The organism is Reinekea sp., from assembly GCF_046710285.1.
Taxonomy (GTDB): domain Bacteria; phylum Pseudomonadota; class Gammaproteobacteria; order Pseudomonadales; family Natronospirillaceae; genus Reinekea.
The window spans coordinates 101166-121212 of the sequence record NZ_JBKEGY010000009.1 but is presented as its reverse complement, the minus strand read 5'-3'; the positions used below and the strand labels follow the sequence as shown (position 1 = coordinate 121212).

Here is a 20047-nt window from a genome sequence, read left to right as displayed (position 1 = left end):
ATTGCTTGGAATTCGGGTGTTTGAAACATGGGTGTTTCAATCAAGCCCCCATGGATGGGTTTATGGCGACCGAAATCCCAAGCGATGGGTCGCTGATCCCTGCGTAAAATCTGAGATATTTACGGCACAGCAGTGGCCCCGACACAGTTTCTTAATCACCCTGCTGATAGGGGTTTTCTTCAAAATTTAAAATATCATCGCGCAACTTGTCATATTCTATTTTTGTTGACTCATCAAAAGATTCTAGTGCCTCTTCTGCAAGCTCATCCAATTCATTCCAATCGTCTTCAGTAAGCAACTCTTCTGCCATAGGAAAAATGACTGTTTCTTCGGCATCTAGGTGAAGTAGCTGGCGAGACAAATATATCGTTGCGGTTCGATACAAATGGGCAACTGGAACCGTTATATCCATAGCGACTTGATCAAACGCCGCTTTTAACTCTTCAGTTAACCGCTCAAGATCTTCATGCTCTCGCAATACTGCTTTGATTTGCTGTGGGTGAGGAGGAGAACGCTCAAGTAAGCGAGTAAATATTAGATCTTCTATTGGGTGGTGCCAGCGTTCTGGCACGTAAGTGATGTAATCCAAAATATTCATGATTTGAGACGTGTTAGGCGTACTTTCGGGGTCTTCATAGCCTCGGATTTGAGTCCGAAAACAATAGAGAATACGAGCAATATCTTTATGATCGTTATTCAATTTTTGCAGCAAAGCTGTACCCATGAGACACCTCGAAGATATCGTTAAAACCTTACTTCAGCTTAACCCGCAATGACTTCTTTGCTTTGATACATGTCAAGATGCACTACGTACTGTTTTATTCCGCCCGCTTTCCTTAGCTTTATACAATGCTTGGTCGGCAGACTCTATCCATTGACTGTGGTTCTTATATTCATCAGTCCAGGCAGAAACACCCAAGCTTACGGTGACGTTCAATGTTTGCACATCTGTCTCCACTTGAGTCTGCTCGATATCAACACGCAGCCTCTCTGCAAATGAATAGGCGTTCTCGATGTCAGAGTCGATTAGCAATATTACAAACTCTTCTCCACCATAGCGCCCTGATATATCTGTTGCTCTCGAGTTATTACGTACAGAAGTTGCAACGGCTCGAATCACTTCATCTCCGGCAGGGTGCCCCCAAGTATCGTTCACTTTTTTAAAATGATCGATATCAAAAATAATCAAACACAAATCACGGGGATTACGTTGTTGTCGCAAAAACTCACTTTCAAGTAAGGTCTCCCAATAGCCTCGATTATTAAGCTGGGTTAATGCATCTATCCGACTTAGTTCGGCTAATTTTTCATTCACTTCTTTAAGCTTTATTTTACTGGTCGCAACATCAGTCACGTCATAAACAATCACGGCTAAATTTTCGACCGTACCCGTTGTACTGACGACAGGGATAAAGGTGCAGTTTTGATACATGTATCGTGTTACACCGGTGATAGGCCGATTGTTTCGAAACTTAAATACATAAGGACGCTGCTCCCAAGTGGTAAACGCTCGATTTCGCAATTGAACCACGGTTTCAGCTTTGTGTTTGAACCAATCATGAGAAACCTCAGGAAAAACATCGAATAAATTCTTTCCTAAAGCATCTGCAGAATCGATGCCTGAGTTGTTTTCAATAAACCCGTTCCATGCGGTAATCGTATAATCTAACTTAAGGACCAACACGCCAACGTCAACGGTCTGCAAGACCTCAACAAGCCAATGAAATTCTTTTAAATTGTCATTGGGATTCGTCATTAGTCCTCCAACATGTAAGATAATTTGTCGGCTAAAACACCTAAACTATCTTCTGTAAATAACAGCAACAAATCACAATCGACATTACGGCCTTCTAGCTTATATGGCAGCTCAATCGTTAGCGCGCGTTTCCATTGTGCATCTTGCTGGGAGAGCATATCTTCAATATTTATATGTTGACCCAGCAAGTTAGGTTGGCCTTGTGAAAAATTTACGTCAATTTGCTCTGCCAAGCCATTTAAACAAGCGCCTATCAAGATATTAGCTATATCCATTAATAGTTCTAGCTCAATTTGCGCCGTTATTTCACCCTTAAAATGAGTAAGCTCGGCCATATCGGTAAAGCTTGCGTCATTGAAAATTAATAAAGCTTCACCGGCAATTTTTGAACCCGTAAAGCCTTGGCAAACAGCACTGACAGATCCAGTCTCGCCAATCGCAGTCAACGCCATACTCAATTCTGAGCGCTCTAATAGGTTGACCGTGGGAATAGGCATAATGACAAATGTATCAAGCAATTGTGCGAGCAAATTAGCTGCCCGACCTACGGCAATGTTGCTGATCTCTTGAAAACAATCGCGTAGATCTTCGCTGAGGATATCGATAGTCATATCACGACTCCTGCCCTGAATAGATGCCAAAGTCACTTAGAACCTTGTTGAGATCTGCAGCCATCAGCGGCTTTTTAATAAAAGCTAGAGCCCCTAATTTCATTACCCGAACATAAGCTTCCGGCTGAATATCACCGGATATGACAATGACCATTGCAGGCATATCATGGGCCTTAATTTGCTCAAGAACTTCAAATCCGTCCATAACCGGCATGGTGAGGTCTAACAGCACCACATCACCTTTACCTGCTCGGATCAACTCTAATGCCTGCTGACCATCAGTTGCTTGTGATAGCTCAATGTCCCAATTTTTTGGCAACGAGCGAATGACCTGTTTTCGCGCAAAATTTGAATCATCGACCACTAATACGGGTACCGACATACATACTCCAATAAACTGATACTATAAATAAAGCTGATTCTAAGCATTAATCAAGCTAATCTGATCATTATTCTTCAGGCTATCTCAAAAGAGGCTCTTTTTAGTGCGCCTCATCCCAATTATCGCCGATACCAATCTCAACTATTAGGGGTACATCTAATTGCGCACAATGCTGCATGCGAAAGCGGACGCCTGAGCTCACAGCCTCTAAATCATCTTCATGGACTTCAAAAACGAGCTCATCGTGCACTTGCATGATCATCTGTGCACGCAAAGACGAACCTTCTAACCATTTCTGAACATCTACCATTGCCATCTTGATGATATCTGCTGCAGACCCTTGCATTGGGGCATTGATGGCAGTGCGCTGCGCGCCTTTACGAACCATTTGATTCGAAGACTGAATACCTGTTAAGTATAGACGGCGCCCATAGATAGTCTCTACATAGCCAGTTTCGGTCGCCTCGGCTTGTGTCTCATCCATATAACGCTTCACACCCGGATAGCGTTCAAAATAGGCTTCAACATACTGTTTGGCTTCCGTTCGGCTAATCCCTAATTGTTTGGCCAAGCCAAACGCTGACATACCGTAAATTAAACCAAAGTTAATAGCCTTGGCAGAACGGCGTTGTTCGGATGTGACGTCAGACTCAGGAATTGACATCACATCGGCTGCCGTTGCACGGTGAATATCACGCCCTTCTTTAAAAGCAGTGACTAAATTCGCATCTTTACTCAAATGCGTCATGATTCGCAATTCAATTTGCGAGTAATCGGCCGCGAGCAATTTATAGCCTTTAGGTGCAATAAACGCTTGGCGAATTGACCTCCCTTCTTCAGAACGAATCGGAATATTTTGCAGATTAGGATCATGCGAACTCATTCGCCCAGTTTGCGCGCCGGTTTGGTGGTAACTGGTGTGTAGCCGATATTGATCGTGTTGATCTTTTTGTACCATGGTCGGCAAGGGGTCGGTATAGGTACCCACCAATTTACGCAAATGCCTAGACTGCAATATAAGGCGAGGCAGCTCATGCTCTTCTGCTAGCTCATTTAATACTTCTTCATTCGTTGATGGTGCGCCACTGGCTGTTTTTTTCACCACCGGCAGCTCCATTTTGGTGAACAATATTTCAGCCAGCTGTTTTGGTGAATCTAAGTTAAATGCAACGCCAGCAAGATCGTGGGCCTTTTGCTCAAGCTCCGCCAAGCGATCTTTAAACTGCGCACTGACTTGCGTAATGTAATCGGTATCTAAGATAACCCCGTTACCTTCGACCACGGCCAACACTGGCGAGAGAGGTTTTTCAATTTCAAAATAGACTTCAGACAAGCCGCGCTGTGTTAGGCCATGTTCTAACCATTGTTGCATGCGTATTTGCAGGTCAACTCGCTCACAATACCAAGCGGCTATTTCATTTTGATCAACCGCCGAAACAGCCAAGCGTTTTTTACCTGGTTTACCGAGAAAGTCATCAAGGGTTTTGGGGGCTTTGTTTAGATAGACCCGCACTAGGTTGTCGATTGAAAGCGGGTTAAAGTGTGTCGCCAGCTCTTTGTCTCGTTTGCAGGTACTGTCATAAACAAAAGCCATAACTTCAACGTCAAACAACATACGTGAAGGACGAAATTTCTTTTGGTTAAACCAATGATAATCAGATTTAAAATCACTGCCCGTTTTGATTATTCGATGGGCTTCTATCAATGTCTTGAACCATTGAATGACGGAATCGGTATCGAGTACATCACCCATATCTGCGGCGAAAGGAAAATACCAACTTTGACCTGGCGCAGCACTGATCGCTAAACCCGCTAATTCTCGATGATTATAGTGACCTTGTTGCCACACCGGCAAATAACTAAGTTGGCCCGTTTTTTCGATCGCAGCTTCTATGGTAGGCAATTCACTGGTCGATTCAACGAGTCGATAGTTAACCGACTCAGGTTCTACAGAGACAAATTCTTCAGTGGTGTCTAGTTGTGTTGCCGACGTTAAGGCACTTGGCGCAGCTGCGGTCTTTACTTCTGTTGAGGAATCGGAAGAAAGTTCTCGGACCCAAGTTTTAAACTGAAAGCGCTGATAAAGTGCCAACAATTGCTCGTTATCGGGCTCGCTGGATACTATGTCACCTACTTTGATGTCTAATTCCACATCTAACTTAATGGTCGCCAGCTCATAGCTTAAATACGCCATCTCTTTGTGGGCTTCTAACTTAGGTGCCATGGTTTTTGCACCGCGAAAAGTCAAGGTTGCCACCTCATCTAAACGGCTATAAATTTCATCTAAACTACCTAAGCCTTGGATCAACGCCAATGCTGTTTTTTCACCGACACCCGGCACACCAGGAATGTTATCAACTTTATCACCCATTAACGCGAGATAATCGATCATCAATTCTGGACCAAAACCATATTTTTCACGGACACCTTCAACATCAAGATGTTCATTTTTCATGGTGTTTAATAAGGTAACGTGCGGGCTAACGAGTTGCGCCATGTCTTTATCGCCAGTACTGATAACACAATCAAGACCTGCTTTCGTGGCTTGATCGGCTAAAGTACCTATTACATCATCTGCCTCTACGCCACTGACACACATTAACGGCAAGCCCATCGCAACGACCATTTCATGAATAGGTTCTATTTGCTCTCGCAATTCATCGGGCATCGGAGGACGGTTGGCTTTGTATTCGGTGTACATATCATTACGAAATGTAGGGCCTTTAGCATCGAAAATAACCGCAATTTGGCTTTGCGGATAAGTTTCAACCAGTTTACGAAGCATCGAGGTAACGCCTTTAATCGCGCCAGTCTGTATACCTTCGGAGTTAGTTAGGGGCGGCAACGCATGAAATGCCCTAAATAAATAAGATGAGCCGTCAACTAATACGATGGGCGCTGGATTCTGAACCATGAATATTATTCCAAAGCTGAAAATTGTAGAGTACCGGCAGTATATCACGGCTGAACTGAATTTTTACCTGTACAGCCTATGATGAGGCTGCATCTTATGGAATACTCAGCGGCCGTCTACTCATTGAATAAAAGCATGGCCAATGTCTGTCTACACTGAATTAAATAAACATGAGGTTATTGCCTTACTGTCTCATTACGATTTAGGTGAATACCGCAATCATACCGGTATTAGCGCCGGAGTTGAGAACACCAACTATTTTGTTAGCACTCATTCTCAAGAATTAGTGCTGACGATTTTTGAAAAGCACAGCTTCGATGAGTTGCCATTCTTCTTAGCATTAGGCGAACACCTACACGATCACCATTGCGCAGTACCTCAGCCTTACCGACAAAACTCAGGTGACTTCATTTTCACCATCAAAGGTAAGCCGTGCGTGTTTTTTGAACGCGTCCAAGGTAAGCATGTTGAGCAAACAGAGCCCTATATTACTGAAGTCGCAATTGCGTTGGCAAACGTACATAAAGTAACCAGCTTATTTCCCGAAAAGCGTCTGCACAGCCATGGTATTCATTGGCTAGAGCAAACCAGCAAGGAAATATTGCCAAGCCTACCGACTGCCGACCAACAATTATTAAATATTGCACTGACACAGTTAAGCCAATTACCGAAAAACCTTCCTTGCGGTGTTATCCATGCTGACTTATTTCATGACAATACCCTATTCGACGGTCAACATTTAACAGGCATTATCGACTGGTACTTCGCAGGCATTGATAGCTATGCTTTAGACATGGCCATTGCCATGAACGACTGGTGCTTCGACATTGACGATGGTGCATTTAAACGCAATTGCGACCTCTTTTTACAAGCCTATCAACGCATTCGCCCACTTAGCTCTGAAGAACTAAATGCGGTGCCAAGCCTCCAAGTTCAGGCCGCCACTCGCTTTTGGTTAAGTCGGTTAATCGCACAACGAGAGCATGGCGCGTCGAGCGATACCATTACCGTTAAAGACCCTAACGCCATGAAACAACTCGCTGCAAGGCTATTGTCATAAATTTTGGCTATACTCCCCAACTTAGCGTTTCCATAAAGAGAGTTTAATGAGCACCTTTAAAACAATCGATGCATCTATCACCCCGATTGGCAGTCTAGAAGTTTTATCGCAAATTGAAGTCAGTAAATTAAAGCAAGCCGGAGAAAACGGTTTGTATGAACTTTTTCGGCGCTGTGTTTTGGCTATTCTCAACACAGGCTCAGACAGCGATAACGCCAAAACCATATTACAAAATTTCCCCGATTTTAAAATAGACATCGTCCAACAAGATCGTGGAATTCGTCTAAATTTATTTAACGCACCTGCCGATGCCTTTGTTGATGGCGAAATGATCACCTCAACCCGCGAGATGGTCTTTGCCGCATTGCGCGATATTGTCTGGACAGAAAGTGAACGCGAGCACCAGCTAGGTGAAAACGCGAGCAGTTCCGACATCACAGACTACGTTTTCCATTTTTTACGCAATGCCAAAATGCTCTTACCTGGCGAAGAGCCTCGTTTAGTGGTCTGCTGGGGCGGGCACTCTATCAACAAAATTGAATATGAATACACCAAAGATGTAGGGCATGAATTAGGGCTACGTGGTTTAGATATTTGCACAGGTTGCGGGCCAGGCGCAATGAAGGGCCCTATGAAAGGAGCGACCATTTCTCATGCCAAGCAGCGCATTCTCAATGCACGCTACATTGGCTTAACAGAACCGGGCATCATTACCGCAGAAGCACCCAACCCTATCGTAAACGACCTGGCTATTTTACCCGATATTGAAAAGCGTTTAGAGGCTTTTGTTCGCCTAGGCCACGGCATTATCATTTTTCCAGGCGGCCCTGGTACAGCAGAAGAGCTATTATATATTTTGGGTATTTTGTTGCACCCAGACAACAAAGAGATACCATTTCCACTCATTTTAACTGGACCACCCGAGTCGGCCGATTACTTCAAACAGTTGCATGAATTTATTGCTCAAACTCTTGGCTACGAAGCACAGCAGCGCTATAAAATTATCGTCGATGATCCGGCGGCGGCAGCTCGTGAAATGGCGACAGGCATGCACTTAGTAAACGAATATCGCATTAAAACGGCTGACGCGTACCATTTTAATTGGAAGCTACATATTGAGCCTATTTTTCAAGAGCCGTTTGAGGCGACGCATGAAAATATGGCCAAACTTAAACTTCACCGCGATACACCTGTCCATCTTTTAGCGGCGGACCTGCGTCGAGCCTTTAGTGGAATTGTTGCAGGCAATGTTAAAGAGCAGGGTATTAATCTCATTGAAGAAAAGGGTCCATTTGAGATTCATGGTGACACCAGTATTCTTGGACCCCTTGATAGCTTATTGGAAGCTTTTGTCGAACAAAAACGCATGAAGTTACCCGGCAGCGCCTATATACCTTGCTATAAAGTAATTAAGTAACTATTTAAGCGGGACTCAGTGCGAATAACCGCCGCTAACTGCGGTTGGGTATCGCCATTGAAAACCGCTTTCTTTCAAAAACTTAGGTTCTAGCCGCTTACCACCATGAACGGCGGGAATAGACTCTAAAGCAGATAAGCCTTCTTGTTCGCGTAGGTAATTAAGTACCTGGCAAAATGGCATTGGTTTTTCATCTGACACGATCACTCGCTTTGGGATGCTGTTTAAGTTTAATAAATAAACTAAAGCGGCCGCTGCATCATCAATATGAATTCGGTTGGTCCAGTGGTTCGTCTTGGGCGCCTCTTGATCCGCTGTTCGTGCCATTCTTTTAAACCAATCTCGATCGCCACTATAAATACCACTTAAGGTAGCAGCACAGGTGGTTGTATCAATTTGATGTAATTGCTGCTCCATTTCGATTAAAATTTGAGCATAGGGGTCATCGGAGGTGGCTTCTGTTGTATCGTCTATTTGTTCGCCAAGCTGTTCAGCGAATACACGGCTGGAACTCACCACAATGATTTTTTTAGGGCTTTTTTGCCAACCCTGTACAGAATCTTTTAACTTTAAAATAGGCTTGAGATAAGCTTGTTGATAGCCCTCCAGTGTTCGGGTTTTGGCGGACAAAGCCACCACGAGATAATCGGCCTTTAAGTCTGGCCAAGCTTGTTCTGATAAGTCTATTTGCAGTTGGTCAAATTCGAGCGCTGAGTCTACTTGACTGCGGCGCATGGCCAAAACTTCACCAAAATTTTGCTGCCATTTTTTGGCCACACGACTGTTTAAATCACCAATACCCGCTAAAATTAGACGTGTCATTTTTTTCCCTCAAGTTTAATTGCATTATAGTGCCATTAACTGCTTGTATCATCAGCCACTTTTCGATAGTTTTTAGATACTGAAATTATCTGGCACTTCCATGACCTTAACGGAACTAAAATATATCATTGCCTTGGCGCAAGAAAAGCACTTTGGTCGCGCGGCTCAACGTTGCTCAGTTGCACAGCCGACTTTAAGTGTGGCCATTAAAAAAATGGAAGACAAACTTAAGGTTGCGATATTTGAACGTAACAAAAATGGCGTAACCGTTACACCGATCGGCCAAAAAATTATTGCCCAAGCCAATAGAGTGTTAGAAGAAACGATAAAAATACAGGATATCGCCACGGCAGGTAAAGACCAGTTATTTTCCCCTATTCGTATCGGGGTTATTTTTACTATCGGCCCATATCTATTACCGCACATTATTCCGCAATTGCGTACAAATGCGCCTAACATGCCGCTATCCATCGAAGAAAACTTTACCGCGGCGCTAAGAGTGCGGCTCCGCGATGGGCATTTAGATGCGTTAATTATTGCCCTACCCTTTAGCGAAACCGATGTATTGACCAAACCGCTCTATGATGAACCTTTTGATATATTGCTGCCTGCGCACCACCCGCTAGCAAAGCAAGATGACATTTCTGAGCAAGAGCTTATGTCAGAAAACCTACTCCTACTTGGGCAAGGCCATTGTTTTAGAGATCAAATTCTAGATGAATGCCCGATGATCGCCTCAGCGTCTCGCGACCCATTAGGGCGCATCCAAACGATGGCCGATGGAACCTCTTTAGAAACGCTTCGACACATGGTTGCGTCAAATTTAGGCATCACCATTTTACCTAGGTCAGCAACGGGTTCTCACCTTTATAAAGAAGACCTAGTCGTTGTAAAACCTTTCCGGGGGCATGCACCCACCAGGACTGTCGGGCTCGCTTGGCGCACCAGTTTTCCTCGCCCTTCTGCCATAGATGCTATTGAGGCCGCGATTCGGTTATGCAAAACCCATTAAGTCTTACGTTCGGCGTTGCTAAGCTCAAAGGCGCCGGTCCAAAAATTGCCGAAAAACTGGCTGCTTTGGGCATTAACAGTATTCAAGATTTATTGTTTCACCTGCCTTATAAGTATCAAGATAGAACCCGTATTACCTCTATAGCATCACTAAGATTGGGCATGGCCGTCGTCGTCGAAGCGGAGATTAGAGCCAGCAATGTGACTTTTGGTAAACGGCGATCATTATTGGTTAAAATTCAAGATGGCAGCGGTTTACTAACACTACGCTTCTTTCATTTTTCACGTGCACAACAAATGTCTTTAATATCTGGGCATCGTATTCGTTGTTATGGCGAAGTTCGCATGGGTCCGTCTGGTTTAGAGATGGTTCATCCTGAGTACAGTGCCCGTGAAGACGATAATTTCCCGCCATTAGAGAACACCCTGACGCCGCTTTATCCGTCTTCAGAGGGCTTAAACCAAATAAGATTGCGCGGCCTAATTGAGCAGGCTATCGACATTTTAGTTGCCCAAGCAGGTCTGCCAGAATGGCTACCCGCAAATTGGGTATCGCAATGGCATTTACCGACATTAACCCAAGCACTTTATACCTTACACCACCCAGTCAGCGAGGAGGATGTCTTTTTGCTCCTAGAGGGCAATCACCCTGCACAATCACGTTTAGCCCTAGAAGAGCTGCTCGCGCATCATTTAAGCTTGCAGCAAGTTCGGCAGGAGGCAAAGAGCCAAGGTGCGCCAGCCATTGCAACATCTTCTCGCTTTGTACCTGAATTACTCACGGCACTGCCTTTTAGGCTGACCAACGCGCAATTAAAAGTATCGGGTGAAATCAGTGAAGATTTAGCGCTTCCCGCTCCGATGATGCGTTTGGTACAAGGCGATGTAGGCTCAGGCAAAACACTGGTAGCGCTTATTGCGGCCCTTCAAGCAATTGAAGCCGGTTTTCAAGTTGCGTTCATGGCGCCAACAGAGCTGCTGGCAGAACAGCATTTTTTAAATATGCAGCGCTGGTGCGAGCCGTTAGGCGTTAGCATTGGTTTGTTACTCGGTAAAAGTAGCAAAAAGCAGCGCGATGTTTTATTGACCGACCTTGCCAGCGGGCAATTGCAGCTTATCACCGGTACCCATGCGCTGTTTCAACAGGGAGTAGAGTATTTGCGCTTAGGTCTTGTCATTATCGACGAGCAACATCGCTTTGGTGTCCAGCAACGTCTGGCATTAAAAGAAAAGGCCGTAAATGGCAATCCACACCAGTTAACCATGACCGCCACGCCAATCCCACGCACTCTGGCAATGACCGCATTTGCTGATTTAGACTTATCGGTCATCGACGAGCTACCGCCAGGACGAACACCCGTAGTAACAGCCTCCATAAGCCAAGATCGACGCGATGCGGTCATCAGACGTGTCTACCATGCTGTTGAAGATGGTCGACAAATCTACTGGGTTTGTACCCTCATCGAAGAATCGGAAGATCTACAAGCCGAAGCCGCTGAAGCAACTGCAGATAAACTCGCTTTAGCCTTACCTCACCTTCGCATTGGTTTGTTGCATGGTAAGCTAAAACCAACAGAAAAATCGCGACTCATGGATGCCTTTAAAGCCAAAGAGCTTGATATATTAGTGGCTACGACCGTTATTGAAGTCGGTGTCGATGTGCCGAATGCCAGTGTCATGATTATTGAAAACCCTGAACGGCTGGGTTTATCTCAGTTACACCAGTTACGTGGCCGCGTGGGTCGAGGCACCACAGAAAGTTTTTGCTTGCTGTTGTATGGCTCTCCGTTATCCGAGCAGGGTAAACAGCGCTTAGAAGTTATGCGCAGCACTAACGATGGCTTTGTCATCGCCGAAGAAGATTTAAAAATTAGAGGACCCGGCGAAGTGCTGGGCACGCGACAAACCGGTGCAATTGGCTTTAGAGTTGCCGATATTGAACGAGACCAACATTGGTTAGAGGTCATCCCCGATTTAGCCTCCAAGCTAGCCTCGGAGCACCCAAGCCACATTGAACCAATCATTAAACGCTGGTTGTTTGATGCCGAACGCTTTGCACAGGTGTAACTATGGTAAATTTGTCACGGCAGAATACAGTCAATTATGTGATCAATATCCCATTAATTCGTCGTATTGGCTACTTCAATCACGACTTAAAATTTACCGTTTACCATCTAACCGACTATACTATTATTTATAACGACCGAATTACCAAATTTGCCCAGCACCTTCGAGGATTCTAAGTTGACAAGTCAAGCTGACAGCACCATACCCGTGATCGTCCGCCAACATTTGGCAAAACAGTCAATCCATCATGCAATCGGCCCGAACAAGTCTGGCATTGTTCGCGCTGAAGTCTGCTTACTTGAAGATAATCAGGGTGTTGTACAAGTTTTTGTCGCATCAAACTCAATTGCTGATCTTGGCAAAATTAGACAGATTACTGGGCGCGATCTTGAGCCTCTGGCCTTGAAGAAAATTAACGCCATCAAAAAACGATTAAACTTACAAACTTTGCCAGCTTTCGATGATCTTATTCAAGCAAATACAATTATTGATCGTAGCTTATTCGAAACTAAGCGTATTTTTATTCATAGTGGTAACTCTTCACATCTCATGGCACTGAAAGATGGCGATGCGATGAAGCGCTTAGAAGCCACCCTCATTGAAGACGTTGCCATTGCTTTGCCGCTTGAAGATTCAAACTACGAACTTAGTTTGTTTGATCATGATCGAGATGAAATTAATTCAGCGGTGACTAAGTTTACCTCTTTACGCATCAAGCAACGACTCGAAGAGACCTTAGAAATACCGCCTTTGCCTGATACCGCGCAAGCAATTATCCGATTACGTGTTGACCCTGATGCCAATATTGAAAAGCTCAGCCATATTGTCGAGCGCGATCCTAGCTTAGCTGCACAAGTCGTTAGTTGGGCCAGCTCTTCCTATTACTCTGCGCCAGGCTCTATTAAGTCGGTGCAAGACGCTATCGTTCGCGTTTTAGGCTATGACTTGGTGATGAATTTAGCGCTTGGCCTGTCGTTGGGCAAAACCCTTGAGATGCCCAGCGAAGACAGTGATAACGATACGACCTACTGGAGTAAAGCGGTTTACATGGCGGCTTGTGTCGGTGCTTTAGTCAGCACAATTCCGCGTGAGTTCAGACCTGGTTTCGGCTTAAGTTATTTAGCGGGTCTACTACATAATTTTGGTTATTTGATTATGGCGCATTCGTTTAGACCGCACTTTCAAGTGACCAATAAAATGATTGCGTTGAACAGGCATTTAGCGCATCAGCACATTGAAAAGCACGTTTTAGGCATAACAAGAGACCAAATGGCATCGAACCTTATGCACAGCTGGAATATGCCCGGCGAAGTAACGATGGGTGTACGCTACCAAAGTGATCCTGAATATTTAGGCGCCAATAGTGACCAAGCCCACCTCATCTACCTAGCAAACCACCTACTTGAAGAGCATGGCCTATTGCCAAAAAGCCTCCAAACTTTCGACTCAATGGTCTTCGAACACTTAAATATCAATAAAGAAGAAGTTGAACCATTAATGGAGCAAATTAGAACCAATAAGGCAGAGTTGGATATGATCGCGCACTCGTTGGCGGTTTGAAAAAAGCTGTCAGCTGTCAGTTTGTAGCTGCAAGCTAAGGACGGTTTAGGGATGTTCTGAGCTGCGGGCTTCGGGCTGCGGGTTTTTGAAGCTTTAGACAACACTGATTGAGCCCCCTGTACTTCATCTGAAACTCCGCTTGGGTGGTTATTTCCCATTACTCGGTCGCTTTCCGTGCATCCATGCACCGCTAAACTTCGGAATCCATGCCTCAGATTCCCGCGTAATGGGAAATAACCACCCAAGCTAACCTCGATAATGTTTTTAATATTTTACTGGCAGCTTAAAGCTCGCGAACACCCATAGAGTAACGTTCTTTTCCCCTTTTCAACTGACCCGAAGCCCAATACCGCCCTTAATCTCTTGACCTTACTTGCAGCTTACGGATGCCCAAAGGGCACGTTCTTTCTCTTGGCTCGGATTCCCGAGCAAGGTTAATGCGCAGTCAAGGCTAACTTCTGTATAACTTGAAATTTTATTAATATAAAAAGCTTGGAAGACGGACGTTGAATGAGGGATAGGTAAAAAATACAAAGTAAAAGACTTAGCTTTTTTGAACTTGCCCGAAGCTCGCAGCTAGCAGCCTTAAACAGGTCTTATCTTTAAAGGGCAACGTTCTTTTTTAAAACCCACAAAAAAGGCCAACCCGAAGGTTGGCCTGATTCTAGTTTTCAGAGGAATCTGAAATTAGAAAGAGTACATAGCAGAGAAAACGATGTTGTTTTGATCAACGCCATCAGTGCTATCGCCTTGAGTATAGTCACCAGCGTAAACGATACCACTCTCAGTAGTATAAGAAACACCAGCTTCAATCAACGCTGCATCATGCTCAACCATGCCTTCGTTAAGAGTAACGCCAGCATAAGCTGCAATCATGTCTGCTGCGTATTCTACTTTACCGTTCATTTCAGCAATTGCATCTTCAACAAGAACAGCTGTGTAGTAACCAGAAACAGTCACTGCATCTGCTGCGAAAGAACCTTCAACTTTGTAACGAGAATCATCGTCAGTTTCAGTACTCTTGTCCATGTAATGTGCGCCAACTGTTAAATTGTCAACAGGAGTTGCAGTTACAGATACTGCGTATTCAGAGTCTGAATCGCCAGAAGTTGCATTCAGTGCAGTATATGCAGCGCGTGCATCTACAACTGAATAGTTATTGAAACCAGCTTTTACTGTTACAATATCAGCAGTGTATGTAACACCAGCACCAAAATACATAAATGGCGTAGCGTCATCTAAAGTGGCAGCAACTGTATCGCTTAAACGAACTTGTGCATCGGCAACATAAGAAACCGCACCTGACTCGCCAGCATATTTCGCGCCAAGGCCGTAGTCATCACCAACACCGTCTTGCTGCGCACCTTCAAGCTGTACGTCAAAACCTTCCATTACATTGTAACGGATAGCAGCATCAACATCTTTGCCTTCGCCGCCGAAGTCTTCTTGCTCATAAGTGTACTCATGAGTTTCAACTAGGCTGCCAACTTGACCAAAAGAGATTTTGCCTTCTTTAACAACGATGTCGCCAACTGTAACAGAACCAACACCGTCTTCAGTTGTAAGACCAACTTCACCTGAGAAAGGACCGTTTACAACTTTAACGTCCATATAGATGCCGTATGAACCGCCATCATTAGCGTCATCGCCTTTCTGAAGTTCAACATCTTTAGTTTCAGCGGCCATATCGACTGTGAAGTCATATTGCATAGCGCCGTTGAATGTAGTAGTAGCTTCTGTATCAGCAGCAAGTGCTTGTCCAGAAATAGCAGCAGCAAGTGCAGTAACTGCGAAAATAGCTTTCATGTAGATTCCCCTAGTTTTTATTATCAATACTGGTTTGGTGACCAGACTACTTGATTTAACTACATCAGTCGAAATTGACGTCAGCAGCTTAGTTATCGTTAACACTGCATACAATTAAACTAAAACGATCGCAGTGTCAAAATGTTACTAAGAAAAAAAGATAAAAATGCAGTCATCAAACATAATGGCGATTCTCATCGGCGTGGGATTTGGCGACTTTTGTTTTTAAATTCCTTCCCCAGGGTTGTTCGGTAGCCCGTTCAACCATCGAGAGATATAAAACCAGAGCGCAACCCTGCGGTCAACCCTTTATTTAGGGCTGAGGTGCGGTTATTTGCACTATTTCCACCCTTTGACGAAGTTCTTGCGCTAAATCAACTAATAAAATGGCCAAAATGAATGTATAACTGATATTTTAAAACGATCGTTTGAAAAAACACTTAAGAAAAAAAAGAATGCAAAAGCCATTTAATAAAATAATTTTCCCTTAGATTTCCGGCTTTTAGATCAACTCCAATTTAAATAGGCATAAAAAAAGCAAAGCGTTTTTAGACGTTTTGCTTTTTAAAAATAAAATATTTAGACAATTAAGTTTTTTGATTTACATCTAAATTTCATCAAAGAATTTCTTTACACCGTCGAACCAGCCTTTACTTTTTGGTGAATGTTTTTTGCCTTCAGTACTTTCTTGAAATTCGCGTAACAATTCTTTTTGCTTCGAGGTTAAATGCACGGGAGTTTCAACTACAACGCGACATAGTAAATCACCAACTGAATGCCCTCTGACAGGTTTCACACCTTTACCACGTAGTCTAAATAGCTTGCCAGTTTGTGTTTCCGCCGGGATCTTTAAGTTAACCCGCCCATCTAGTGTAGGTACCTCGAGTTCACCGCCTAAAGCGGCCTCTGCAAAACTAATGGGGACTTCGCAATGAAGGTTAGCGTCATCGCGCTCAAATATGTTGTGACGCTTAACATGCACTTCTACATATAAGTCACCCGCTGGGCCGCCGTTACGTCCGGCTTCACCTTCGCCACTTAAGCGAATTCGGTCACCGGTATCTACACCAGGTGGTATCTTCACGCTAAGCGTCTTAGTTTCTTCTTTCACGCCACGACCATAACAGCTGGTACATGGGTCTTTAATAATTTTGCCTGCACCGGAACAAGTAGGGCATGTTTGTTGTACCGCAAAGAAGCCCTGTTGCATGCGCACCTGGCCAGAACCGCCACAGGTTGAGCATGTGGTTGGCGTGGTGCCTTTTTTAGCACCTGAGCCGTTACAGGGCTCACAGTTGGTTAAAGTGGGTACACGGATACTCTTTTCGATGCCGCGAACGGCTTCTTCGAGTGTTAGTTCCATGTTGTATTTTAAATCTGAACCGCGCTGAACGTTTGAGCGCCCGCCACGTTGGCCGCTGCCGCCAAAAATATCACCAAATACATCGCCGAAAATATCGCTAAAGTTACCTTGACCATGTCCGCCTTGACCACCAAAACCACCTTGGCCGTCTACTCCGGCGTGACCGAACTGGTCGTAAGCTTGTTTTTTCTGGCTATTAGAGAGCACTTCGTAGGCTTCGTTTACTTCTTTAAATTTGCCATCGGCTTCTTTGTCATCTGGGTTGCGGTCTGGGTGAAACTTCATCGCCATACGACGATACGCTTTTTTCACTTCTTTCTCGTCCGCGCCTTTTGATAAACCTAGTACTTCGTAATAATCACGTTTAGACATGTAATAACTCTTTCTTGGCCCTAGCAGGCTTAATTCAGTTTTGGCGGCCCATTAGCTTTATGGGCACCAGTTCAACTTTCAATTTTTTCGATTAAAAACGCTCGAATTCGTTTCCAAGCGGAAAAACTGGCCGTTTTTTTTGATTTACAAACGACAACAAAGCGGGGAGTACCCGCTTTGTTGTTTTGATAAGGCTAACTCATGGTGAGCTTACTTATCTTTCACTTCTTCAAACTCAGCGTCTACGGCGTCATCTGGGCCTGCAGAGGCCTGTTCTTGACCGCCTGCATCTGCGCCAGCTTCTTGCGCAGCATCTGCGTAGATTTTCTGTGCAAAACCTGCAGAAGCTTCGCTAAGCGTTTCAACGGCTTTGTCGATTGCTTCTTTATCTTCGCTCTTCAAAGCTTCTTCAACAGCAACACAAGCTTCTTCAATGGCGGCTTTTTCTTCATCCGACGCTTTGTCTTCGTTTTCTTTCAAAGACTTACGCGTTGAATGAACAAGGCCATCAGCTGCGTTACGAGACTGAGCAAGCTCTTCGAACTTACGGTCTTCTTCGGCGTTAGCTTCTGCATCTTTAACCATTTGTTCGACTTCTTCATCAGACAAACCAGAGTTCGCTTTAATGACGATCGACTGTTCTTTACCCGTGCCTTTGTCTTTAGCTGATACGTTCAAAATACCGTTCGCATCTAAGTCAAAGCTCACTTCAATCTGCGGTACGCCACGTGGTGCTGGCGGAATATCGGCTAAGTCAAAGCGACCCAATGACTTGTTGTGCGTAGACATTTTACGCTCACCCTGTAACACATGAATGGTTACAGCGCCTTGGTTATCATCGGCGGTTGAGAAGGTTTGGCTCTTCTTAGTCGGGATCGTGGTGTTTTTATCGATAACCGACGTCATCACGCCACCCATGGTTTCAATACCCAAGGTTAATGGTGTTACGTCTAACAACAATACGTCTTTTACGTCACCTGAAAGTACCGCACCTTGAATCGCTGCGCCAACGGCGACGGCTTCATCAGGGTTTACGTCTTTACGTGGCTCTTTACCAAAGAACTCAGCTACTTTCGCTTGAACCATTGGCATACGCGTCTGGCCACCAACTAGAATGACGTCGCTGATATCAGAAATATCGTGATCAGCATCTTTAAGCGCAATACGTACAGGCTCTAAAGAACGCTCAATCAAGTCTTCTACTAATGATTCTAGCTTGGCACGTGTCACTTTTACGTTTAAGTGCTTAGGACCAGAAGCATCAGCCGTGATATAAGGCAAGTTGACGTCTGTTTGCGCGGCTGAAGACAGCTCTACCTTCGCTTTTTCGCCCGCTTCTTTCAAACGCTGCATTGCAAGCGCATCGCCTTTAAGGTCGATACCTGATTCCTTTTTGAAGGTTTCTGCGAGATATTCAATCATACGCATATCGAAATCTTCACCACCTAGGAATGTATCACCGTTTGTTGCCAATACTTCAAACTGGTGCTCGCCATCGACTTCTGCAATTTCAATAATTGAGATATCGAAAGTACCGCCACCAAGGTCATATACTGCTACAACACTATCGCCACGGTTTTTGTCCATGCCGTAGGCAAGAGCTGCGGCTGTTGGCTCGTTAATAATACGCTTTACATCAAGACCGGCTATTTTACCTGCGTCTTTCGTTGCTTGACGCTGAGCATCGTTAAAGTATGCCGGTACGGTTACAACTGCTTCGGTTACTTTTTCGCCTAAATACTCTTCAGCGGTCTTTTTCATTTTCTTTAAAACTTCAGCTGAAATCTGTGGCGGTGCTTTTTTGTCGCCACGTACTTCTACCCAAGCATCGCCATTGTCGGCTTTAACGATTTTGTACGGCACCATTGTGATGTCTTTTTGTACAACTTCGTCATCAAAGCGACGACCAACCAAACGCTTGACCGCATAAACGGTGTTGTTTGGGTTAGTAACGGCTTGACGCTTAGCTGATTGGCCAACTAAAATTTCATTGTCGTCTGCGAAAGCAACAATCGACGGGGTTGTACGATCGCCTTCTGCGTTTTCGATTACTTTTGGTTTATCACCTTCCATAACAGCAACACATGAGTTAGTGGTACCGAGGTCGATCCCGATGATTTTTCCCATTTTTTAATACTCCGTATTTAATTCAATCTTGCTTGTCATGCGATATGAGAGCAAGACCTCATAATTCAAGTGGATACTGATAATTTTTTTGTTTAAAAAGCGTTCAATTACGCTTTTTCATCAATTGTTGTCGACTTTTCACCGCCTTTACTGACCATCACCATCGCTGGGCGAATGAGTCGGTCATAAAGGGTGTAACCTTTTTGCATGACAGCAATGACGGTATTCGGTTCTACGTCTGGGTTTTCAACCATCGACATAGCCTGATGCAACTGAGGATCAAAAGGCTCGCCTTGTGGATCTACAGCGTTTATGTTGAATTTAGCAAAGACATCGAGCAAACCCTTTAAAGTCAGCTTGACGCCCTCTTTTAGAGCAATGACTTCAGCTGAATCAGAGTCGCTGGCTAAAATGGCCCGCTCCAAATTATCTGCAACACTGAGCAGCTCTTTGCTTATTTTTTCTTGGCCGAATTTGTGAGCATTTTCGACATCTTTTTCTACGCGCCGGCGTAAATTAGCCATTTCAGCTTCTGAGCGTATAAATTGGTCCTTATACTTCGCAGCTTCTTCTTGAGCCAATGCGAGCTGCTCGGCTAAATCACCAGATTCAGGCGTTTCCGTGCTACCTGCGGCTTCCAATTGCTCTTCAACAGCTTCATTTTCTAGTTGTTCATCAACTGGTCTTTCTTCGTTGCTCATGATTTACCTTCTCAAAAATTCGAACTTTAGAACATACGACATTTAATGGGGTGGATGACCCCTTTTTTCAAGGGGACT

General features: G+C 44.4%; 16 protein-coding genes. 6 read left to right on the top strand and 10 right to left on the bottom strand.

Going from position 1 to position 20047, the window contains the following annotated elements:
* Positions 1-151 precede the first annotated feature (151 nt).
* The 5 genes from ACI882_RS08590 to polA all read right to left on the bottom strand — a co-directional run bounded on the left by ACI882_RS08590 (position 152) and on the right by polA (position 5663).
* Entirely contained in the window at positions 152-724 is a 573-nt protein-coding gene (locus ACI882_RS08590) for a hemerythrin domain-containing protein (protein ID WP_411743173.1), read from the bottom strand.
* 72 nt (positions 725-796) lie between these two features.
* Positions 797-1756 (bottom strand): diguanylate cyclase, encoded by a 960-nt coding sequence (locus ACI882_RS08585; protein WP_411743174.1) that lies wholly within the window; start codon positions 1754-1756, stop codon positions 797-799.
* On the bottom strand, positions 1756-2367 hold the full coding sequence (locus tag ACI882_RS08580; RefSeq protein ID WP_411743175.1) for a histidine kinase: 612 nt from the start codon (positions 2365-2367) through the stop codon (positions 1756-1758). Before ACI882_RS08580 ends, ACI882_RS08585 begins: the two co-directional genes overlap by 1 nt.
* A gap of 1 nt (position 2368) precedes the next feature.
* Entirely contained in the window at positions 2369-2749 is a 381-nt protein-coding gene (locus tag ACI882_RS08575) for a response regulator (RefSeq protein ID WP_411743176.1), read from the bottom strand.
* Positions 2750-2849: 100 nt separating this feature from the next.
* Complete coding sequence (gene polA, locus ACI882_RS08570) at positions 2850-5663, bottom strand: DNA polymerase I (RefSeq protein WP_411743177.1); 2814 nt, start codon at positions 5661-5663, stop codon at positions 2850-2852.
* 142 nt (positions 5664-5805) lie between these two features.
* On the opposite strand from polA, the gene ACI882_RS08565 reads away from it, so the two are divergent.
* Both ACI882_RS08565 and ppnN read left to right on the top strand, forming a co-directional pair.
* Positions 5806-6723, top strand: coding sequence for a homoserine kinase (locus ACI882_RS08565; protein ID WP_411743178.1), 918 nt, complete (start codon positions 5806-5808; stop codon positions 6721-6723).
* A 46-nt stretch (positions 6724-6769) separates the two neighbouring features.
* Positions 6770-8140 (top strand): nucleotide 5'-monophosphate nucleosidase PpnN, encoded by a 1371-nt coding sequence (ppnN, locus tag ACI882_RS08560; protein ID WP_411743179.1) that lies wholly within the window; start codon positions 6770-6772, stop codon positions 8138-8140.
* A 15-nt stretch (positions 8141-8155) separates the two neighbouring features.
* Here ppnN and ACI882_RS08555 read toward each other — a convergent pair whose 3' ends face one another.
* On the bottom strand, positions 8156-8962 hold the full coding sequence (locus tag ACI882_RS08555; protein ID WP_411743180.1) for a hypothetical protein: 807 nt from the start codon (positions 8960-8962) through the stop codon (positions 8156-8158).
* A 100-nt stretch (positions 8963-9062) separates the two neighbouring features.
* Between ACI882_RS08555 and ACI882_RS08550 the strand changes: the two genes are divergently transcribed.
* From ACI882_RS08550 to ACI882_RS08535, 4 genes are read left to right on the top strand one after another with little or no spacing between them, the layout of a single operon-like run.
* Positions 9063-9974 (top strand): LysR substrate-binding domain-containing protein, encoded by a 912-nt coding sequence (locus tag ACI882_RS08550; protein ID WP_411743181.1) that lies wholly within the window; start codon positions 9063-9065, stop codon positions 9972-9974.
* Positions 9959-12040 carry an ATP-dependent DNA helicase RecG gene (recG, locus tag ACI882_RS08545; protein WP_411743182.1) on the top strand — a complete coding sequence of 694 codons (2082 nt, stop codon included), beginning with the start codon at positions 9959-9961 and terminating at the stop codon, positions 12038-12040. The genes ACI882_RS08550 and recG overlap by 16 nt, the downstream gene beginning before the upstream one ends.
* 2 nt (positions 12041-12042) lie before the next feature.
* Positions 12043-12216 carry a hypothetical protein gene (locus ACI882_RS08540; RefSeq protein WP_411743183.1) on the top strand — a complete coding sequence of 58 codons (174 nt, stop codon included), beginning with the start codon at positions 12043-12045 and terminating at the stop codon, positions 12214-12216.
* A gap of 1 nt (position 12217) precedes the next feature.
* On the top strand, positions 12218-13600 hold the full coding sequence (locus tag ACI882_RS08535) for an HDOD domain-containing protein (protein WP_411743184.1): 1383 nt from the start codon (positions 12218-12220) through the stop codon (positions 13598-13600).
* Between the two features lie 687 nt (positions 13601-14287).
* Here the strand turns inward: ACI882_RS08535 and ACI882_RS08530 are convergent.
* The 4 genes from ACI882_RS08530 to grpE all read right to left on the bottom strand — a co-directional run bounded on the left by ACI882_RS08530 (position 14288) and on the right by grpE (position 19969).
* Positions 14288-15406, bottom strand: a complete 1119-nt coding sequence (locus ACI882_RS08530; RefSeq protein ID WP_411743185.1) for a hypothetical protein — start codon at positions 15404-15406, stop codon at positions 14288-14290.
* A gap of 607 nt (positions 15407-16013) precedes the next feature.
* Positions 16014-17141: a molecular chaperone DnaJ gene (gene dnaJ / locus ACI882_RS08525; protein WP_411746555.1), complete on the bottom strand. Its 1128-nt coding sequence runs from the start codon at positions 17139-17141 to the stop codon at positions 16014-16016.
* A 210-nt stretch (positions 17142-17351) separates the two neighbouring features.
* Positions 17352-19268, bottom strand: a complete 1917-nt coding sequence (dnaK, locus tag ACI882_RS08520) for a molecular chaperone DnaK (RefSeq protein ID WP_411743641.1) — start codon at positions 19266-19268, stop codon at positions 17352-17354.
* Between the two features lie 107 nt (positions 19269-19375).
* Positions 19376-19969, bottom strand: a complete 594-nt coding sequence (grpE, locus tag ACI882_RS08515) for a nucleotide exchange factor GrpE (protein ID WP_411743642.1) — start codon at positions 19967-19969, stop codon at positions 19376-19378.
* Positions 19970-20047 lie beyond the last annotated feature (78 nt).

Excerpts from the sequence above, each read along its gene's own strand:
- ppnN (WP_411743179.1), top strand. The coding sequence starts at position 6,770 with ATGAGCACCTTTAAAACAATCGATGCATCTATCACCCCGATTGGCAGT.
- ACI882_RS08590 (WP_411743173.1), bottom strand. The coding sequence starts at position 724 with ATGGGTACAGCTTTGCTGCAAAAATTGAATAACGATCATAAAGATATT.
- ACI882_RS08550 (WP_411743181.1), top strand. The coding sequence starts at position 9,063 with ATGACCTTAACGGAACTAAAATATATCATTGCCTTGGCGCAAGAAAAG.
- ACI882_RS08540 (WP_411743183.1), top strand. The coding sequence starts at position 12,043 with ATGGTAAATTTGTCACGGCAGAATACAGTCAATTATGTGATCAATATC.
- ACI882_RS08555 (WP_411743180.1), bottom strand. The coding sequence starts at position 8,962 with ATGACACGTCTAATTTTAGCGGGTATTGGTGATTTAAACAGTCGTGTG.
- ACI882_RS08575 (WP_411743176.1), bottom strand. The coding sequence starts at position 2,749 with ATGTCGGTACCCGTATTAGTGGTCGATGATTCAAATTTTGCGCGAAAA.
- dnaK (WP_411743641.1), bottom strand. The coding sequence starts at position 19,268 with ATGGGAAAAATCATCGGGATCGACCTCGGTACCACTAACTCATGTGTT.
- ACI882_RS08585 (WP_411743174.1), bottom strand. The coding sequence starts at position 1,756 with ATGACGAATCCCAATGACAATTTAAAAGAATTTCATTGGCTTGTTGAG.
- grpE (WP_411743642.1), bottom strand. The coding sequence starts at position 19,969 with ATGAGCAACGAAGAAAGACCAGTTGATGAACAACTAGAAAATGAAGCT.
- dnaJ (WP_411746555.1), bottom strand. The coding sequence starts at position 17,141 with ATGTCTAAACGTGATTATTACGAAGTACTAGGTTTATCAAAAGGCGCG.
- ACI882_RS08530 (WP_411743185.1), bottom strand. The coding sequence starts at position 15,406 with ATGAAAGCTATTTTCGCAGTTACTGCACTTGCTGCTGCTATTTCTGGA.
- ACI882_RS08565 (WP_411743178.1), top strand. The coding sequence starts at position 5,806 with ATGTCTGTCTACACTGAATTAAATAAACATGAGGTTATTGCCTTACTG.
- ACI882_RS08580 (WP_411743175.1), bottom strand. The coding sequence starts at position 2,367 with ATGACTATCGATATCCTCAGCGAAGATCTACGCGATTGTTTTCAAGAG.
- polA (WP_411743177.1), bottom strand. The coding sequence starts at position 5,663 with ATGGTTCAGAATCCAGCGCCCATCGTATTAGTTGACGGCTCATCTTAT.
- recG (WP_411743182.1), top strand. The coding sequence starts at position 9,959 with ATGCAAAACCCATTAAGTCTTACGTTCGGCGTTGCTAAGCTCAAAGGC.